Source organism: Traorella sp. mt218 (assembly GCF_055420025.1).
Window position 1 is genome coordinate 89,242 of record NZ_JBVAYM010000003.1, and the last position, 16,904, is coordinate 106,145.

Here is a 16,904-nt window from a genome sequence, read left to right on the forward strand (position 1 = left end):
TACCTCCTATTATAATTGCTTGGCGATTTCATATCCTTGAGAAATCGCATCTTTGATATTGCCGACCTTATTGGCATCGCCAATAAGGTGATAGCTGGCATTTGCTTTCTTCAACATTTCTTCTACGCTTGGATCACACTTGTAACCTACCGCAAAGACGAGCGTATCCGCATCATTGATGCAATGCTCAACACCATCCTTGACATAATAGATCTTATCAGCCTCCGCTTTTGTTACCTTCGCTTCACAGATCATCTTGACTCCTTTACGCATCATACGCTGGACTAAAAGGCTTCTTCCCGGTCCGCTTTCATTCATCATGATGCCCTTTGCCATTTCCAATACGATGATCTCACGATTTCGCGGATATAGATCATTGACCAGCGGTGCAAGATAATCTGCGGTTTCACAGCCAACGCTGCCGCCACCTAAAACAACGATCTTTCTTCCAGGGAAGGCTTTGCCTGTCAGAATATCATCTGCACTCATCCACTGTTTAAAGCCCGTCAGGCTGTCAAGGATGACAGGTTTGGCTCCCGTAGAGGCAATGACCTCATAACCGGCAAATTCATTTGTCAACATATCTTCATCAACAGCAGTATTATAGCGAATGTCAACATGCTCCTGTTCCAAACGGCGCTTCATGAATTTAACGACCCTTGTCAGATCCTGTTTGCCAATCGGAACCGAGGCTGCTTTCAATGCACCGCCCAGCTCTTCATTTGCTTCACAAAGAACGACATGATGACCTCTTCTTGCGGCAACATAGGCTGCTTCCATACCGGCAGCACCACCGCCGATGACCAACACATCCTTCTTCACTTCGGCAGTTGTCAATGTATCCTCGTTTTCAAGTTCAAAAGAAGGATTGACCGTACAGGAAACACGCTTGCCGAACATGATGCCATTCAGACAGCGCAGACAGCCGATGCATGGACGGATATCATCCTCTCTTCCTTCTCTTGCCTTATTCGCAAATTCAGGATCGCATAAGTTCGCACGTCCGATCATGCAGGCATCTGCCTTGCCATTGGCAATCAGCTCTTCCGCAATCCAAGGCTCTGTAATTCTTCCTACCGTTGCCACCGGAATGGAAACATACTTTTTGATCTCAGCTGATAAAGCGGCATGAGAACCCATCTTCGTTCCCGGTGCAGGTATGGAGCTTCCGCGGGCAATCGTCGTACCTCCGGACACATGAAGCATATCAACGCCTGCTTTTTCCAATTGCTTGGCCACATAGATCATATCATTGATATTCAAACCTCCGTCACTGTATTCATCACCTGAAATACGTACATCAATGATAAAATCCTTACCGCACTTACGACGTACCTCATCAATCACTTCCAAGGTCAATCTCAGCCGTCCGTTGATATCTCCGCCATACTCATCGACACGCTTATTATACAAAGGTGAGAGGAAGCCTCCCAAAAGTCCGTGTGCATGAGCGGCATGAATTTCCACACCATCACCGCCTGCCTGCTTCACACGATAAGCAGCTTCGCCAAACTGACGGATGATCACCTTCAGCTCTTCCTTTGTGACAGGACGTGGTGCTTCTTTCGCATAATATGGACCTACATGACTCGGTGTGATCAGCTGCGGGGTACCCGGAATCGGAAAGGCCATGTAAGCAGGATGAAATAACTGAGGCAAAATCTTTGCACCATATTCATGAACGCCATCCACCAGCTTCTTCCATCCTTCAATAAATGAATCATCATGAATCGACATATCACCCGGAAGATATACATAAGTAGGCTCAACGGTAACGACCTCCGTCACAAACAGACCGACACCGCCTTTCGCGCGAGCCTTATAATGCTCCACCAGCTCATCTGTCACATATCCTTTATTTCCCAGATTTGTTGACAAAGGTGGCATGAAGATTCGGTTTTTCACAACTGTTTCACCTATTTTGATCGGTGAAAACAAATGTGGATATTTATCCATCGCTATCAACTCCTTTACGATTTCATTCTAACATACTTTGTGCATTTTTTCACCAGTATATCTTGATAGTAAAGGTCATTTTTTGTCATGAATACTTACTTTATTTTCGAAATATGAACAAAAAAAGACGTCTTATTCAAACGCCTCTATTCTTCAAATGCCAGACAAATACGATCCTTTTCCACAACAAACCGATCCGCCTGCTTTTTCATCATCATTGTATAGCCCTCTGCCTGCTTCATCAATACGATTCTCTCATCTTCATATAAATATGTATCCTTTTGAATCAGATGTGCCAATAAAGAAAGCTGTTTTTTATCCAGTGCCATTTCCTGGTCACGATGTTCTTCATCATATTTCCTATTACGTACGAACTGCTTGCGATAGCTGCTTGGCAAAATACCATACATCTCTTTAAAAGCCATCGTATAAGCCTTGGCATTCGGCATACCGCAATCCCTGGCAATCTCTTCGATCGTATGCTTTCCCTCAAGCAGTGCCTCAAGCGAAGCTCTTAAACGCACATAAGAGAGATATTTGACAAAAGGGATCTGATTATATTTTTTAAATAGCTTTGAGGTATAAGAGGTACTGAAATTCAAGGTTTTCGCAAGATCCTTCAAATGCAGATCCTCCTGATAGTGATGATCGATATAGCGAATGGCCTTCATATAGTTTTCATTATGCTGAGAGGAAAGCGGTAATTGTTCGATCGAATACTTGCGGGAATCCGAAGCAATCGCCATCAGCTCCATCATCAGCTTATTCAATTCAAATAAATTATAATCCTTCTTCTGAAGCAATCCGATCAGCTGGCCCATACACCTTTTAAAAGCATCCAGCATGTCTTTATGACGCTTTTCTGTACAGATCATCGAAAGAAATGAGTTTTTATGTCCTGCCATCGATGAAGGAAGCTTTGAAAAATCAATATGTATCGTTAAGACCACATTCTCATCTTCCCCATGGCAACAGATCTTATGAATCTCATCAGGAGCGATCAATGCCAATTCATGCTCCCGCAGCAATTCTGAAAAATGCTCGGTAATGACCTCATACTTCCCTTTTAATACATAACAGATCTCAAGGCTTTGGATACGTGAAAAAACGACCCGTTCAAAGCTATTGATGCTTAAGCTCAAGGGATACCCGAATTTCTGACCGGAAAAATCATAATAATAATCCATATTCTGCATATCCAATTCCTCCACTATTCTTCTTCATTCACCTTGCGCAAGCCTTCAAGCATACGATGCCCGCTTCTTCCCTGCTTTGACTCATATTCCTTCAGACCTGTTTCACAAACATAAGCCACTTCCTTTTCAAATTCACGTGCCGATATACGCAATGCCCTCTGTCCTGAAATGATGAGCTGTTCCAATGAATCACTCGTAGCTACCTGAACCAGATAATCCTGACTCATTTCATGGGTCGCTTTTTCAATATAGGCATCAGCAGTCTGCGCTGTTTTGGTATAAACGATATAAATGCTGCCATTATATGTCATACTGCCGATATTATCTTTTACCTTATATGCATCAAACACCAAAATCAACAGACATTTACGATATCCCTGATAACTTGACAACAGATCGATCAAGCGACTCCTAGCCGCATCCAGATTATCTTTCGCCAATAAAGCCAGCTCTTCCCAGGCATGAATGATATTATACCCATCCACTAACAGGCAAGCCTTCTTCACCTCTTTTTTTATATCGATCTTTTCTTCATCATCTCTTCTATTTGAAGGACGATACAGACGTGTTTCAACTTTTCCATAGGTACGCTCATAAACTCTTAAGACTTCCTCTTCATCTACCTTTCTTGGCTGATAAGGACGATACTTATCCGCATCGCTGCGGAATACCTTTTTAATATGCATATATTCCTCGACCTTGTCAGAAGGTACGAAAAAGCCGGCTCCATTGCGGCAGAAAACAGAACCACACGGATTTTCAGTATCACGGTCACAATCATAACCAATAGAAGCAACGACTTCATCCTGATCCACGCATTCCTCATAGCCTGCAAGACTGCAAATCAGCTTTCCGCGACCCTTGGTATAATTCAACACCTCTAATTGATAATTATGCATGAGCCTTACAGGAGCCTTCCCGCTTAAAACGCTCATCTCTCCCTGATTATCTTCTACTTGAAACGTACCATGCATCTTTTCAATATCAAAAATGGCACGGCTTAAAACATTAGCAGGAAGCATTAACCGGAAAGCATAATAAGGTTCCAAAAGCAAACACGTCGTACTTCTCAACCCCTGTCGGACTGCACGGTAGGTCGCTTCTCGGAAATCACCGCCCTCAGTATGCTTCGGATGAGCCTTTCCAGTCAACAGCGTTATTTTCATATCCGTAATGGCTGAACCGCTCAACACTCCCCTATGTACCTTTTCCTCAAGATGGGTCATGATCAATCGCTGCCAATTTTTTGCCAACGCATCCTCACTGCACCGATTCTCAAAAACAAGTCCTTCACCTCTTTTTAAAGGCTCTAAAAGCAAATGTACCTCCGCATAATGACGCAAAGGTTCAAAATGTCCGACGCCTTCGACTGCTTCTGTGATCGTTTCTTTAAAGATCACGCTTCCCTGATCAAATTCAACCGGTACTGAAAAACGTTCAAAAATCAAATTCTTTAAAATTTCGATCTGTACCTCACCCATGACCTGAAGATAGATCTGCTTCGATTCTTCATCATAGCTCACCATCAATTGCGGATCCTCTTCACTTAGCATCTTTAAATTTCTGACCATTCCTACGACATCACATGCTTTTGGCAATAAAAGACGATATTTCATATAACTGGTCAAAAGAGGAGCATGTGATGTTTTTTCATAACCCAGGGAATCATAGATCTGGAGTGAATTTAAACCACTGACAGCACAGATCTCACCTGCATCGACACTTTGTACGCTTTCAAAACGATCTCCCGAATAAAGACGAATCTGATCTGCCTTTTCATCATTGATCTTTTCTTTGACCTTTAGGCTGCCGCCGGTAATTTTCATATGTACCCATTTTTTATGATCCTCATGCGTGATCTTAAATACACGGGCACCAAACTGTCTCGGATATGTCTTTTTTATCGTATAAGCATCTAAGATATCTAAAAGGCGTTCCACCTGATCCCCTTTTAAGGCACTTCCAAATACACAGCCAAAAAGATGTAACGACACGATTTCCTGTTGAATGTCCGTATCATCGATTTCATGTGCCATATATTTCTGAAGCATTTCATCACTGCTGGTAGCCATCTGTTCAACAGCTTCCTCCATTGATAAAGTCACATCTGCGATCCTCATATCTAAGCGATGCAGATCTTCCATCAGCTTTTCTTTTGTCAGATAACTGATATCCATCTTATTGACAAAAATAAATACCGGTATCTGATAATGCATCAAAAGACGCCAGATCGTTTCTGTATGACTCTGTACCCCGTCACACCCATTGATCACTAAGATAGCAGCATCCAATACAGATAAGCTCCTTTCCATTTCACTGGAAAAATCAACATGACCGGGTGTATCAATTAAGGTAAAACGGGTATTTTTCCAAGAAAAACGAGCCTGCTTTGAAAAAATCGTAATACCACGATCTCTTTCTTGCGGATCATAATCCAAAAAAGCATCCTGATGATCCACTCTTCCTTTTTTTCGTATAGCTCCAGTCAGATAAAGAAGACTTTCCGACAATGTTGTCTTACCTGCATCTACATGAGCCAAAATTCCTATGACCTGATGATTCATATGTACATTATAATATTGAATAAGAAAAGAAAAAAGAGTTTTTTCAAACTCTTTATAATACTTTCCTTGACTGCCAGCCTTGATAAGTACCATGATGCTTAATAGCCTGATTTGCAAGATAATAAACATTCACCAATAATTCACTGCGGCTGATTGGTGCAATATGCAGCACGCTTAACTGCAAAGGATTTTCACCACGTGTCACGACATAACCCTTTTCAATGACAGCATTCTTAAATGCTTCCATATCCTCTTCATTCGTAAAATCAACAAAATGCTGGATCGGCCGTTCTTCTTCTAAATGATCATCTTCCTCAGCTAATTGAGAAATGACCGAATCGCTCTTCTGTTCCAACTGGGCTTTCAGCTCCTGATTGATCTCATCAGTCATCGGATTCTCATTGGTTTGAGGCTGAGCATCTTCTTCGACATCACAGCCGCATTCAACATTTCCTTCTTCCTCATCCTCAGCTTCATCTTCGCCTGCAAGCATATCCAGTTCATGATCCAGATATTTTTTTTCTTCGTTTTCTTTTTTCAATTTATAGGCAACTGCACCCGCAATTGCACCTAATACTACGATAGCTGTCAATGTTTTTTTCATAATATCACCATTCCTTTTCCCTATTCTACCATGTTTGTTTTCTTTTTTCTACTAATTGCGAGCCCATCGCCTTCATTTATGAACAAAGTGTCATATTTCTCATGATTTTCAAGATAAACGATATAGTTTTTTATCTTTCTTACAAGACCTCGTAAGCTGCGTGACATCTTTCTTTCCGGATGTTCGACATAACCATGAAAAGAAAGATTATCACTGACGATTATCCCATCCTCCTTCAACAGCTTTTCGTATTTTTCAAAAAAACGAATATACTGTGCTTTGGCGGCATCAATAAAAATACAATCAAAAGATCCGTCAATATCTACTTCCAAGGCATCACCATGAATCAATTCAATCTGATTTTTCAAACCGCTTTTATCAATATTTTCTACTGCCTTTGCATATCGTTCATCATCTCTTTCGATCGTGACGATATGAATCCCGGGATCAAGACGGGCCAGCTGAATGGCACTGTAACCAATGGCACTGCCAATTTCTAAGATGCTTTTGATATGATTCTCAACAATCAGTTTTTGAAAGAAAACAAGGCCTTCCTTCTGCATGATGGGGATATCATATTCACGAGCGTAACGTTCCATTTCTTCAATTAGTTTATCCATGAATGTATTATATCATACTCAAATCAAGAGGTACATTTATTTTCTAATCATTGTGAAGGCTCGAATACCTAAACTTAATTGTTCCGGAAAACTACATGTGATTTCATCTTTATCAGCATCATAGGTCATAGTTATTGTTGCGTTGTCTATACTATGACTGTCATCCTTCAATTCTACTTCATATACATAGAGGTCTTGTATATTTAATTTCTTGTCAATGCTGCCTTTCCATGACCATGCTTCTGACCACCTGTCATGTAAATAAACATCAAAGTCGATATCATTATCATGAACATTTAAGATGAAATGATAATTCTGATCCTTAGGCTGATAGATATATTCACCCTGCAACAGATTCAATGACGGATCATTTGTTCCTTCATGTCTTTGGACAAAAAGAATGATATTTAAAACAAGAGAAGCTGCCAGCAATATTATGATACAAGCCTTTCCTATGATACTCTTATTCTCACTCTTTTTCTGTTCTGTTACGCCAAATACGATTTCATCCAAGGTAACATTAAACAATTTCGCTAGAATGATCAAATTATTTGTATCCGGCAAAACCTCATTACTTTCCCATCTTGATATTGTCTGTCTTGATACATTACATTTCTGTGCAAGCTCTTCTTGTGAATAATGATTTGCATTTCTGAGCTTTTTAATATTATTTCCAATATTCATAAGTGGTCCTCCTAACTTTATTTTACTTGTTTTATATCAGAAAGCCATCTCCTTTATGTTTATTTTTGTCACATCTGTGTTGCATCATAAGAAAAAGAAGCCATTACGACTTCTCTTCTTTAGTTATATTCAAAAACTAATTTTATTTCGCTTTTTTTTAACATAAACGATGTTGAATTTGTTTCATTATATAGATATCAAGAAAGAGGTAACTATATGAGTACAAAAAATGAAATCCAACAATTCGCTTTCAAATTGAATAAAAATGAGGTCAAGTCAATGATCGAATATCTTCAACCTCTTCTGCTTAGCGATAAAATAACGTTCGTCAATGAAAATATGTGCTGTCCTGTCTGCGGTTCCATTCATTTCAAAAAGAATGGACATGATGAAAATCATGTACAGAGATATTTCTGTAACCACTGCCACGCTTCTTTTTCCAGCAAAACGAATCTTTTTATCACTGCCTTTCCCCGGTCTAGGATGAAAAAAAGTTACCGGCAAGTGGAACAGCCTCATAATATGCCGAGATACAGCAAGAAAAGAGAAAACAAGGCCTTCTTTCTGCATGATAGGAATACCCTATTCAAGTGCATATTGTTCCATTTCTTCATTTAGCTTATCCATGAATATATTATATCATAAGAAAAATATCTGATTCACTTTTCCTTATTAAGGATATAAACAATCATATATATATCATTCTCTCTGACATAAAGCATCATCGTTTCACCTGTATATTTAAAATAATAATCCTGATATGCTGTACCATTTTCATCAAGAATCATATACTTATTAGATTGTTTTTGATAACTTCCTTTTAAATATAATTCATCTTGTTTATAAACCGTAATATCATTATCTTCTACAACAACTTTATAATAGGGATCTTCAGATGAAACATAGGTACCATTTCGTTCCTGTCTTTCTCGGTCAGATTCTAATTTCATAAAAGAAATAAGCAACAAAATCCCAATTAAGACAGTACTGAATATAATTCTTCTTTTTCTCTTTCTTTTTTGAAATAAAACACCTTGTCTTTTTTTCAACAATTCATCCGCCGGTTTATATTTGTGATTCATAAGCCTTCCTCCAATTTTATTGTATCAGAAAAAATGCTTTTTTTAATGACAAAAGAATCACTGTTTTCGATTGTATAGCTTTTCCACAATCCTGCTTCCAAATGTTGAACCTGCAAGCAAGATCAATACGATCACACACACATCGAACAAGATAGAAGCAGAACGTATCGGAAGCATGCTGATAAGATCATGCGCTAAGAATAACCCTCCGGCAATACCTATATATACTACGACTAAAATGATCTTTCTTAATAAGGTGAATGGATGTGAAACCTTCGTCAATACGATACAGCCATTTATGGCAATCGTAATGACAGACAACTGGGTGATTACCTCAGAATTAAAGCCTTGCATTACCGCAATCGTATAGATATAGATAATACATAAGATGACGCTCACAGCAGCTGGCAAGGACACCTTGATGACATTTTCTAAGAATTTCTTTTCGACACGATTACGATTGGGTTCGATTGCCATGAAAAATGCCGGCATACCAATAGTCAGTGAAGATACAAAGGTCAGATGAATCGGTACAAACGGATATTCAAATGGCAGCAGGATCGTTATAAAGGCTAAAAGAATAGAAAAGATCGTCTTTGTCAGAAAGAGTGTCGCCACACGCTGAATGTTATTGATCACTCTTCGTCCTTCATATAAAACTTCCGGCAATGCATCGAAATTGGAATCTAACAGTACGAGATTAGCACTTGATTTTGCCACGTCACTGCCGCTGGCCATGGCAATGCTGACATCGGCTTCTTTAAAGGCCAATACATCATTGACACCATCACCACTCATGCCTACACAATGTCCCTGTTTTTTTAAAGCAGCAATCAACGCTCTTTTTTGTTTAGGAGTGACCCTGCCGAAAATATGATATTTGCTGGCAGCTGCTTCCATTTCATCATCGTTTAATTGTGATGCATCTACATAAGAATCATAATGTTCAAGATGAACGCGCCGGGCAATCTGACTGACGGTCAATGGATGATCGCCGCTGATGATCTTGATATCTACATCCTGCTTTTTAAAATAATCGAGTGTTTCTCTTGCATCTTCACGTATCTTATCAAGAAGATAAATATCTCCGATCCACTGTAAATCTTTCAGCTCTTTATCTTGTGGAGTCGTCTTTGCTACACTGATGACACGGAAACCTTCTGCACTGGCCTTTTCAATTTTTTCCAATTGGATTTTATCAGGATGGCTCATCATAAATGAATAAGCACCCATGATATAGACAGCATCTTGATAAATGACGCCGCTATACTTTTTAGACGAATTAAATGGGATCGTTTTAATACAATCAAAACTTTTCTCAGGTGAAAAACGTTCACGGATCGCCTCAATGGTCGCATTCGCATCCTCAAGATCATACGTCATGTTTTTCATGATTGATTCAAATTGCTTATCATTTGAATGATAGCTGTCAACGATCATCTTTCCCTCAGTGATCGTACCTGTTTTATCCAAACAAAGCACATCGACACGAGCCAGCGTTTCAATGCAGTAAAGCTCCTGAACAAGTGTATGATGTCGTGCCAGATTGATGACTCCCACCGCTAAGGCAATACTTGTCAGGATCACCAATCCTTCCGGAATCATCCCGATCAAAGCGGCACTGGTATTTAAGATACTGTCCTTTAAGGTACCATGTAAAATGAAATATTGTTTGGAAAAGAGGATGATACCCAGCGGTATGATCGCAATACCGATATATTTGATGATCTTATTCAGCATATCCCGGAGTTCGGAAGGATATTTAGAATATTTCTTAGCATCTTTGGTCATCTTGGCCGCATAATTGTCATTGCCGACATGAACGACCTGTACCCATGCATTGCCACCTGTTACAAAGCTTCCGGAATATAAAAAGTCACCTTCATTTTTGATAACTGTCCGGCTCTCACCTGTCAACAAGGATTCATCTACCTCAAGAGAGCCTTCTCTTACGATGCTGTCGCTGATGATCTGATTACCCATTTTTAATTTTAAGATATCATCGACAACGATATCTTCAATTGATATCATCTCTTCTTTGCCATTTCGCAAGCATAAGGCCTTCATAGAATGAATCAGTGATATTTTATCCAATACACGTTTTGTCCTGATTTCCTGAAACGTTCCGATAACGATATTTGAGAGAACGACACCGAGAAACAACAGATTACGATATGACCCCGTAAACATGATAAGTCCGGCCAGAATGACATTGATCAAATTAAACAAAGTTAATAAATTATCCTTGAAGATCTGTTTATATGATTTCGTTGTATCCTGATCACATATATTAACGAGTCCCTTAGCAACACGCTCATCTATTTCTTCTTGATTTAATCCTGTTCTGATATCAGTTTCTTTCATATACATCAACCACCTATACGCGATTATTTTAGCATACACCAAAATAAAAAGCGAGAAGCCTCGCCGAATAATACAAAACTGTAAGTTTTATATAATAAAAGGTGAAGTTTCCTCCACCTGATTAGTCAACTAATTTTAAGATTGCCATTGGAGCACAGTCACCACGACGGTTTCCTGTTTTGATAACCGTTGTATATCCTCCATTGCGATCTTTATATTTAGGACCGATTTCATTGAATAATTTCTGCAGAGCAGTTGTACCAGTCTTTTCATCAACGACAATATCGCGGATAAAGCTGGCAGCCTGACGGCGTGCATGAAGATCGCCGCGCTTTGCAAGAGTGATCAGTTCATCCACAACACTGCGAAGATCCTTCGCTTTCATTTCTGTTGTTTCGATTGATCCATGTGCAATTACGCTCGTAGCCATGTTTCTCAGCATTGCCTTACGGTGGTCTGCAGTACGTCCAAATCTACGATTCCACATAATTTTTATCCTCCCTTAACACCTATTCAAAACTCTTAAAAGTCAAACCTAAGTCATAGATTTTTTCTTTTACTTCTTTTAATGATTTCTTACCTAAGTTTCTGACTCTCATCATTTCATCCTCAGTTTTCTGAGTCAGTTCTTCTACCGTCTGAATACCGGCACGTTTCAGACAGTTGTAGCTGCGGACAGATAAGTCAAGGTCTTCGATCATCATCACAAGACCCTTATTAACAGGATCACCCTTATCTTCCTTCATGACTGATTCATAGTCATTCACAGCTTCGTGTACATTTGTAAGTAACTCTAAGTGGTCAATTAGTATTTTAGCACCCAATGCAATTGATTCCTGAGGTGTGATCGATCCATTTGTCCAAACCTCAAAAATAATTTTATCAAACTTAGCATTCTGACCAACGCGTGTTGGTTCAACTGAATAAGATACTCTTTCGATCGGTGTATAAATAGAGTCCGTATAAATCGTTCCTAAAGGCTGATTCTGTGTCTGATACATTTGTTTATTCAGCTCAGCATTGACGTAACCACGTCCATTATGAGCCTGAAGCTCCATTTCTAAAACGCCATCTTCTTCCAAATGACAGATTACTAAATCCTTATTTAAAACCTTAACGCCTTCCGGACAGATAATATCGCCCGCCGTTACAACACCGGGACCCTTTTTTGAAATACGCAGAGTATATACTTCATCATCAGCAATTTCCATAATGAGAGTCTTGATGCTTAAAATAATAGCTGTCACATCTTCCTTTACACCGGGAATCGATGTGAACTCGTGATAAATTCCGTCAACTTTAATTGAAAATACGGCAGCTCCCGGTAAAGAGGAGATCAAAACCCGTCTTAGTGCATTCCCAATAGTCTGGCCGAAACCTCTTTCTAATGGTTCAATCACGAATTTTCCATAATTCTCTGAGTCAACAAACTCTTTTACTTCAAAATGTGCACGTTCGAATTTTTGCATTACGATACCTCCTCAATTAAAAGTTTAAAATTAACCACGTGGCCGTTTTGGTGGACGACATCCGTTGTGTGGAATTGGAGTTACATCGTTAATTAATGTAATTTCTAATCCTGCAACCTGTAATGCTCTAACAGCTGCTTCACGTCCCGGTCCCGGACCTTTTACGTTAACTGCTACTGTTTTCATACCGTTATCAACGGCAGCTTTTCCTGCTGCTTCTCCAGCCTGCTGAGCAGCAAAAGGAGTAGACTTACGAGAACCTTTATAACCTAACGCACCTGCGCTTGACCAAGCAATCGCATTACCTGCTTCGTCAGTGATCGTTACGATCGTATTGTTGAAAGTTGAATGAATATGAGCTACCCCACGGGCAACATTTTTTCTCACACGACGTTTACGAGCACCAGCGGCTTTTTTAATCTTTGCCATAGTTTCTACCTCCTAAGTCCTATTTCTTCTTACCCGCAATAGCACGAGCTGGACCTTTACGTGTATGCGCGTTTGTCTTTGTACGCTGTCCTCTTACCGGCAATCCTTTTCTGTGACGGATGCCTCTGTAACAGCCGATTTCCATTAAACGTTTGATGTTTAACTGAACTTCACGACGTAAATCACCTTCAGTTTTGATTTCGTCTACTTTTGCACGGATTGCGTTTTCCTGAGCTTCTGTCAGATCTTTGACACGGATATCCTCAGAAATACCACATTCCTTTAAAATTTTCTTCGATGTTGGTACACCGATACCATAAACATAAGTTAATGATATTACAACACGTTTGTCACGTGGAATATCTACACCTGCAATACGAGCCATATTGTTTTTTCCTCCATTTTAACCTTGTCTTTGTTTGTGCTTAGGATTTTCACAAATAACCATCACACGACCTTTACGTTTGATGATGCGGCACTTATCGCATATTGGTTTGACAGATGGTCTTACTTTCATGCGTGTTTCCTCCTCTTTCCGACTTACTTGTGTCGGAATGTTATACGCCCACGTGTTAAATCATACGGCGAAATTTCAACAGTAACACGATCCCCTGGTAAAATGCGAATGTAATGCATACGGATTTTACCAGAAACGTGAGCCAGTATTTCGTGACCGTTTTTCAATTTCACCTTGAACATTGCGTTTGGAAGAGTATCTACGACTACTCCTTCAATCTCAATTACGTCTTGTTTACCCATTCTTTTGAAGTTCCTCCTTGTTTAATGTTGTAAGAATTTCATACCCATCTTTCGTTATCACAATGGTATGTTCATAGTGTGCAGTATTGCTTCCATCCTTTGAAACAACGCTCCACCCATCTTTAAGGATCCTCGTTTGAGGTTTACCTGCATGTACCATTGGTTCAACGGCAATCGTCATGCCTTCCTTTAAGATGACGCCACGACCAGCTGGGCCAAAATTGGGAACAGTGGGATCTTCATGTACCTGCGTACCGATCCCATGACCAGTATAATCACTAGGTATTGAGTAACCATGAGCAATGACATATTCTCCAATTGCATGAGAGATGTCACTTAAATGGTTCCCTGCTTTCGCATAGCTTAATCCGACAAATAGCGCATCATGTGTCACCTTCATAAGATCCAATGTTTTTTCATCAACGTCACCGATGGCATATGTCCATGCACTATCACCGTGATAGCCATGGTAGCAGGCACCAATATCTACCGAGATTATATCACCATTTCGTAGTTTCGTATTACTTGGAATACCATGAACGAGAGTCGAGTTAACTGAAGTACATACGGCACCCTTGAAACCATACAAACCCTTAAAAGAAGGAGTTGCGTCATGCTTCAAGATCTCCTGTTCACAGATCTGTTCAATCTGCTTTGTCGTTATCCCCGCTGCCAGATAAGGCTGCAGCGCCTTATGTGCCAGCGCAACAATGCGGCCGGCCTCGCGCATATACTCAATTTCTCTAGGTGATTTGGTCGTAATCATTTAATCCTCCAAGGCTTTTTGGACATCTGACCACACATCTTCAATACTTTGATTCGCATTGATCGTCGTAACCAGCCCTTTATCTGCATAATAATCAAGAACAGGCTGAGTCAGCTTTGAATACTCATCAACACGAACACGTAAGCTTTCAAGCGTATCGTCCTTGCGTTGATACAGATCTCCACCACATACATCACAAACCCCTTCTTTTTGACTTGGCTTGTTTGTAATGTGATAAATCGCACCGCATTTCTTACATATGCGGCGGCCTGTAATACGCTGAGCCAGAACATCGAAAGGAATATCCATAAATAATACTTTATCGATTTCCAGATCGCTTCCGGCTACCAGCTCATTAAAAGCACGAGCCTGATCAATAGTTCTAGGATATCCGTCAAGCAGATATCCCTTACTATGATCGCTCTTTTCAAGGAAGCTTTTCACCATTGAGTTCGTTACATCATCTGGTACAAGCAATCCTTTATCAATATAGCTTTTCGCTAACAGACCCAATTTTGTTTGTTGTGCAATTTCAGCGCGAAATATGTCCCCGGTAGAAATATGTAAAATATTAAACTTATCAAGTATTTTTTCAGACATCGTACCCTTTCCGGCACCAGGTCCTCCCATAATCAATAAGTTCATACAGCACAACCCCTTTCTATTTAATGTGTCAAGAATCCCTTATATGTTTTCTGTGTTACCTGACTAGTCAAAGACTTCACAGTTTCAATCGCAACACCGACAACGATGATCACACCGGTACCGCCCAGTCCTACATTCGTATTTGACAGAGCCGGCATTACAAGCGGTATTGCATAAGGCAGTATCGCAATAAATGCAAGCGCGATCGAACCGACAACAGTGATTCTATTTAATACTTTCGATACATAATTTTTCGTATCGTTTCCCGGACGAATACCCGGAATGTATGTTGAGCTCTTGCTGAGGTTCTCCGAAATCTTTTCAGGATCTACCTGCAGATTTGTATAGAAGAACGTAAACAGGATAATCAAAACTACATACAATATTAAACCATGCCATGAACTAAAATTCAAGACATTCGTTAACCATCTTGTAAAGCCATTCGAAGGGAAAAAGCTTGCAATCGTTACCGGAGCCACCATCACTGAGCTAGCAAAGATGACTGGCATAACACTTGCGGAATTGATCTTCAATGGCAGATATGTCAGCTCATTCGTTTTTGCCTTGATCGCACCACTCGATGTATATTGAATCGGAATACGACGATTTGCAGTATTCATCAACGTAACAAATACGATGATGATAACGAATGTCAAACAGTATAATCCAAATAACACACTTCCATTGGCAGGTGCACTTTCACCTGTACATAGCGCATTATAGGCAGATGTAAACTGTGCCGGGAAGTTAGATACAATTCCTGCAAAAATAATCATCGATACACCGTTTCCGATTCCCTTTGCACTGATCTGATCGCCCAGCCATAACAGAAACATCGTTCCGGCCGTCAATACGATCGATACAAACAGGAACGTAGAAACAGCATTATCTTCAAGAATACCGTATGACTTGTCAAAGGCATACGTCATGGTCAAAGACTGGAACAGACACAGAGCGACACCTAAATAACGCGTATAACGATCAATTTTTTTACGTCCGATCTGTCCCTGCTTAGATAATTCACTTAATGCCGGAATAACATCCATTGAAAGGATCTGGATTATAATGGAAGCAGTAATATATGGTCCGACTCCCATCGCAAAGACGGAAAATCTCTCGAAATTACCACCACCGAGCAAATTCATCAATCCCAAAAGTGAATTATCACCCATTCCGGCAATCAGTGCTGTCGAATCAACACCGGGTACCGGAATGCTTGCACCAAATCTGAAGATGAACAGCATCAATAGCGTAAAGAGAATTCTTTTACGAATCTCTTTATTCTTAAAGACACTGATAGCAGTAGAGAACATTATAGAACCTCTGCTTTTCCGCCTGCCTGTTCAATCACTGCAGTAGCAGCAGCTGAGAACTTGTTGGCCTGCACTGTCAGCTTCTTGGTAAGTTCACCCTGTCCAAGTATCTTGACACCGTCAAGCTCCTTCTTAACTAAGCCAGCTTCCTTCAGCATATCTACAGTGACAACTGTTCCATCTTCAAAGACATTTAAACTTTCAACATTTACAATTGCATATTCTTTACGGTTGAAATTCGTAAAACCACGCTTTGGTAAACGTCTTGCCAATGGTGTCTGACCACCTTCGAAGCCTAAACGAACACCACCGCCGCTACGAGCATTCTGTCCTTTATTACCTTTACCAGCAGTTTTACCATTTCCGGAACCATGACCACGTCCGATTCTTTTTCTGGCGCGTCTTGCTCCGTCCGTATAACTCATTTCATTTAATTTCATGTTGTATTCCTCC

General features: G+C 40.1%; 19 protein-coding genes. 1 reads left to right on the plus strand and 18 read right to left on the minus strand.

What is annotated here, in order from left to right:
• Window positions 1-9: 9 nt before the first annotated feature.
• The 6 genes from ACZYT3_RS02510 to ACZYT3_RS02535 all read right to left on the minus strand — a co-directional run bounded on the left by ACZYT3_RS02510 (window position 10) and on the right by ACZYT3_RS02535 (window position 7,624).
• Window positions 10-1,956, minus strand: coding sequence for an FAD-dependent oxidoreductase (locus ACZYT3_RS02510; protein WP_464087576.1), 1,947 nt, complete (start codon window positions 1,954-1,956; stop codon window positions 10-12).
• A 146-nt stretch (window positions 1,957-2,102) separates the two neighbouring features.
• A complete protein-coding gene (locus tag ACZYT3_RS02515) occupies window positions 2,103-3,152 on the minus strand; it encodes a helix-turn-helix transcriptional regulator (protein ID WP_464087577.1) in 1,050 nt (349 codons plus the stop codon).
• A gap of 14 nt (window positions 3,153-3,166) precedes the next feature.
• A complete protein-coding gene (locus tag ACZYT3_RS02520) occupies window positions 3,167-5,809 on the minus strand; it encodes an NYN domain-containing protein (RefSeq protein WP_464087578.1) in 2,643 nt (880 codons plus the stop codon).
• A complete protein-coding gene (locus ACZYT3_RS02525; RefSeq protein WP_464087579.1) occupies window positions 5,769-6,320 on the minus strand; it encodes a ribonuclease E inhibitor RraB in 552 nt (183 codons plus the stop codon). Before ACZYT3_RS02525 ends, ACZYT3_RS02520 begins: the two co-directional genes overlap by 41 nt.
• A 20-nt stretch (window positions 6,321-6,340) precedes the next feature.
• The gene (locus ACZYT3_RS02530) at window positions 6,341-6,940 is read right to left on the minus strand and encodes an O-methyltransferase (protein ID WP_464087580.1); all 600 of its coding nucleotides are present in this window, start codon (window positions 6,938-6,940) and stop codon (window positions 6,341-6,343) included.
• 36 nt (window positions 6,941-6,976) lie between these two features.
• Complete coding sequence (locus ACZYT3_RS02535; RefSeq protein ID WP_464087581.1) at window positions 6,977-7,624, minus strand: helix-turn-helix transcriptional regulator; 648 nt, start codon at window positions 7,622-7,624, stop codon at window positions 6,977-6,979.
• Between the two features lie 339 nt (window positions 7,625-7,963).
• Here ACZYT3_RS02535 and ACZYT3_RS02540 point away from each other — a divergent pair, with 339 nt between their 5' ends.
• Window positions 7,964-8,242 carry an IS1/IS1595 family N-terminal zinc-binding domain-containing protein gene (locus ACZYT3_RS02540; RefSeq protein WP_464087630.1) on the plus strand — a complete coding sequence of 93 codons (279 nt, stop codon included), beginning with the start codon at window positions 7,964-7,966 and terminating at the stop codon, window positions 8,240-8,242.
• Between the two features lie 41 nt (window positions 8,243-8,283).
• Here the strand turns inward: ACZYT3_RS02540 and ACZYT3_RS02545 are convergent, their stop codons facing one another.
• The 12 genes from ACZYT3_RS02545 to rplO form a co-directional block, all read right to left on the minus strand.
• Complete coding sequence (locus ACZYT3_RS02545; RefSeq protein ID WP_464087582.1) at window positions 8,284-8,706, minus strand: hypothetical protein; 423 nt, start codon at window positions 8,704-8,706, stop codon at window positions 8,284-8,286.
• A 57-nt stretch (window positions 8,707-8,763) separates the two neighbouring features.
• Window positions 8,764-11,070, minus strand: a complete 2,307-nt coding sequence (locus ACZYT3_RS02550) for an HAD-IC family P-type ATPase (RefSeq protein ID WP_464087583.1) — start codon at window positions 11,068-11,070, stop codon at window positions 8,764-8,766.
• Between the two features lie 121 nt (window positions 11,071-11,191).
• The gene (gene rplQ, locus ACZYT3_RS02555) at window positions 11,192-11,557 is read right to left on the minus strand and encodes a 50S ribosomal protein L17 (RefSeq protein ID WP_464087584.1); all 366 of its coding nucleotides are present in this window, start codon (window positions 11,555-11,557) and stop codon (window positions 11,192-11,194) included.
• 22 nt (window positions 11,558-11,579) lie between these two features.
• The gene (locus ACZYT3_RS02560) at window positions 11,580-12,539 is read right to left on the minus strand and encodes a DNA-directed RNA polymerase subunit alpha (protein ID WP_294561946.1); all 960 of its coding nucleotides are present in this window, start codon (window positions 12,537-12,539) and stop codon (window positions 11,580-11,582) included.
• Between the two features lie 30 nt (window positions 12,540-12,569).
• Complete coding sequence (rpsK, locus tag ACZYT3_RS02565) at window positions 12,570-12,968, minus strand: 30S ribosomal protein S11 (protein WP_071441994.1); 399 nt, start codon at window positions 12,966-12,968, stop codon at window positions 12,570-12,572.
• A gap of 19 nt (window positions 12,969-12,987) precedes the next feature.
• On the minus strand, window positions 12,988-13,353 hold the full coding sequence (rpsM, locus tag ACZYT3_RS02570; RefSeq protein ID WP_071441993.1) for a 30S ribosomal protein S13: 366 nt from the start codon (window positions 13,351-13,353) through the stop codon (window positions 12,988-12,990).
• Between the two features lie 18 nt (window positions 13,354-13,371).
• A complete protein-coding gene (gene rpmJ, locus ACZYT3_RS02575; protein ID WP_022936356.1) occupies window positions 13,372-13,485 on the minus strand; it encodes a 50S ribosomal protein L36 in 114 nt (37 codons plus the stop codon).
• A 23-nt stretch (window positions 13,486-13,508) separates the two neighbouring features.
• Complete coding sequence (infA, locus tag ACZYT3_RS02580) at window positions 13,509-13,727, minus strand: translation initiation factor IF-1 (RefSeq protein WP_071441992.1); 219 nt, start codon at window positions 13,725-13,727, stop codon at window positions 13,509-13,511.
• A complete protein-coding gene (map, locus tag ACZYT3_RS02585; RefSeq protein WP_294561947.1) occupies window positions 13,720-14,493 on the minus strand; it encodes a type I methionyl aminopeptidase in 774 nt (257 codons plus the stop codon). The genes infA and map overlap by 8 nt, the downstream gene beginning before the upstream one ends.
• A complete protein-coding gene (locus tag ACZYT3_RS02590; protein WP_464087585.1) occupies window positions 14,494-15,138 on the minus strand; it encodes an adenylate kinase in 645 nt (214 codons plus the stop codon). It abuts the gene before it with no gap.
• 20 nt (window positions 15,139-15,158) lie between these two features.
• A complete protein-coding gene (gene secY / locus ACZYT3_RS02595; RefSeq protein ID WP_294561949.1) occupies window positions 15,159-16,451 on the minus strand; it encodes a preprotein translocase subunit SecY in 1,293 nt (430 codons plus the stop codon).
• Complete coding sequence (rplO, locus tag ACZYT3_RS02600; protein WP_294561950.1) at window positions 16,451-16,891, minus strand: 50S ribosomal protein L15; 441 nt, start codon at window positions 16,889-16,891, stop codon at window positions 16,451-16,453. Before rplO ends, secY begins: the two co-directional genes overlap by 1 nt.
• Window positions 16,892-16,904 lie beyond the last annotated feature (13 nt).

Bases quoted from the DNA above. Each gene is read 5' to 3' on its own strand.
- ACZYT3_RS02510 (WP_464087576.1), bottom strand. From the start codon at position 1,956: ATGGATAAATATCCACATTTGTTTTCACCGATCAAAATAGGTGAAACA.
- ACZYT3_RS02515 (WP_464087577.1), bottom strand. From the start codon at position 3,152: ATGCAGAATATGGATTATTATTATGATTTTTCCGGTCAGAAATTCGGG.
- ACZYT3_RS02520 (WP_464087578.1), bottom strand. From the start codon at position 5,809: ATGGTACTTATCAAGGCTGGCAGTCAAGGAAAGTATTATAAAGAGTTT.
- ACZYT3_RS02525 (WP_464087579.1), bottom strand. From the start codon at position 6,320: ATGAAAAAAACATTGACAGCTATCGTAGTATTAGGTGCAATTGCGGGT.
- ACZYT3_RS02530 (WP_464087580.1), bottom strand. From the start codon at position 6,940: ATGGATAAACTAATTGAAGAAATGGAACGTTACGCTCGTGAATATGAT.
- ACZYT3_RS02535 (WP_464087581.1), bottom strand. From the start codon at position 7,624: ATGAATATTGGAAATAATATTAAAAAGCTCAGAAATGCAAATCATTAT.
- ACZYT3_RS02540 (WP_464087630.1), top strand. From the start codon at position 7,964: ATGTGCTGTCCTGTCTGCGGTTCCATTCATTTCAAAAAGAATGGACAT.
- ACZYT3_RS02545 (WP_464087582.1), bottom strand. From the start codon at position 8,706: ATGAATCACAAATATAAACCGGCGGATGAATTGTTGAAAAAAAGACAA.
- ACZYT3_RS02550 (WP_464087583.1), bottom strand. From the start codon at position 11,070: ATGAAAGAAACTGATATCAGAACAGGATTAAATCAAGAAGAAATAGAT.
- rplQ (WP_464087584.1), bottom strand. From the start codon at position 11,557: ATGTGGAATCGTAGATTTGGACGTACTGCAGACCACCGTAAGGCAATG.
- ACZYT3_RS02560 (WP_294561946.1), bottom strand. From the start codon at position 12,539: ATGCAAAAATTCGAACGTGCACATTTTGAAGTAAAAGAGTTTGTTGAC.
- rpsK (WP_071441994.1), bottom strand. From the start codon at position 12,968: ATGGCAAAGATTAAAAAAGCCGCTGGTGCTCGTAAACGTCGTGTGAGA.
- rpsM (WP_071441993.1), bottom strand. From the start codon at position 13,353: ATGGCTCGTATTGCAGGTGTAGATATTCCACGTGACAAACGTGTTGTA.
- rpmJ (WP_022936356.1), bottom strand. From the start codon at position 13,485: ATGAAAGTAAGACCATCTGTCAAACCAATATGCGATAAGTGCCGCATC.
- infA (WP_071441992.1), bottom strand. From the start codon at position 13,727: ATGGGTAAACAAGACGTAATTGAGATTGAAGGAGTAGTCGTAGATACT.
- map (WP_294561947.1), bottom strand. From the start codon at position 14,493: ATGATTACGACCAAATCACCTAGAGAAATTGAGTATATGCGCGAGGCC.
- ACZYT3_RS02590 (WP_464087585.1), bottom strand. From the start codon at position 15,138: ATGAACTTATTGATTATGGGAGGACCTGGTGCCGGAAAGGGTACGATG.
- secY (WP_294561949.1), bottom strand. From the start codon at position 16,451: ATGTTCTCTACTGCTATCAGTGTCTTTAAGAATAAAGAGATTCGTAAA.
- rplO (WP_294561950.1), bottom strand. From the start codon at position 16,891: ATGAAATTAAATGAAATGAGTTATACGGACGGAGCAAGACGCGCCAGA.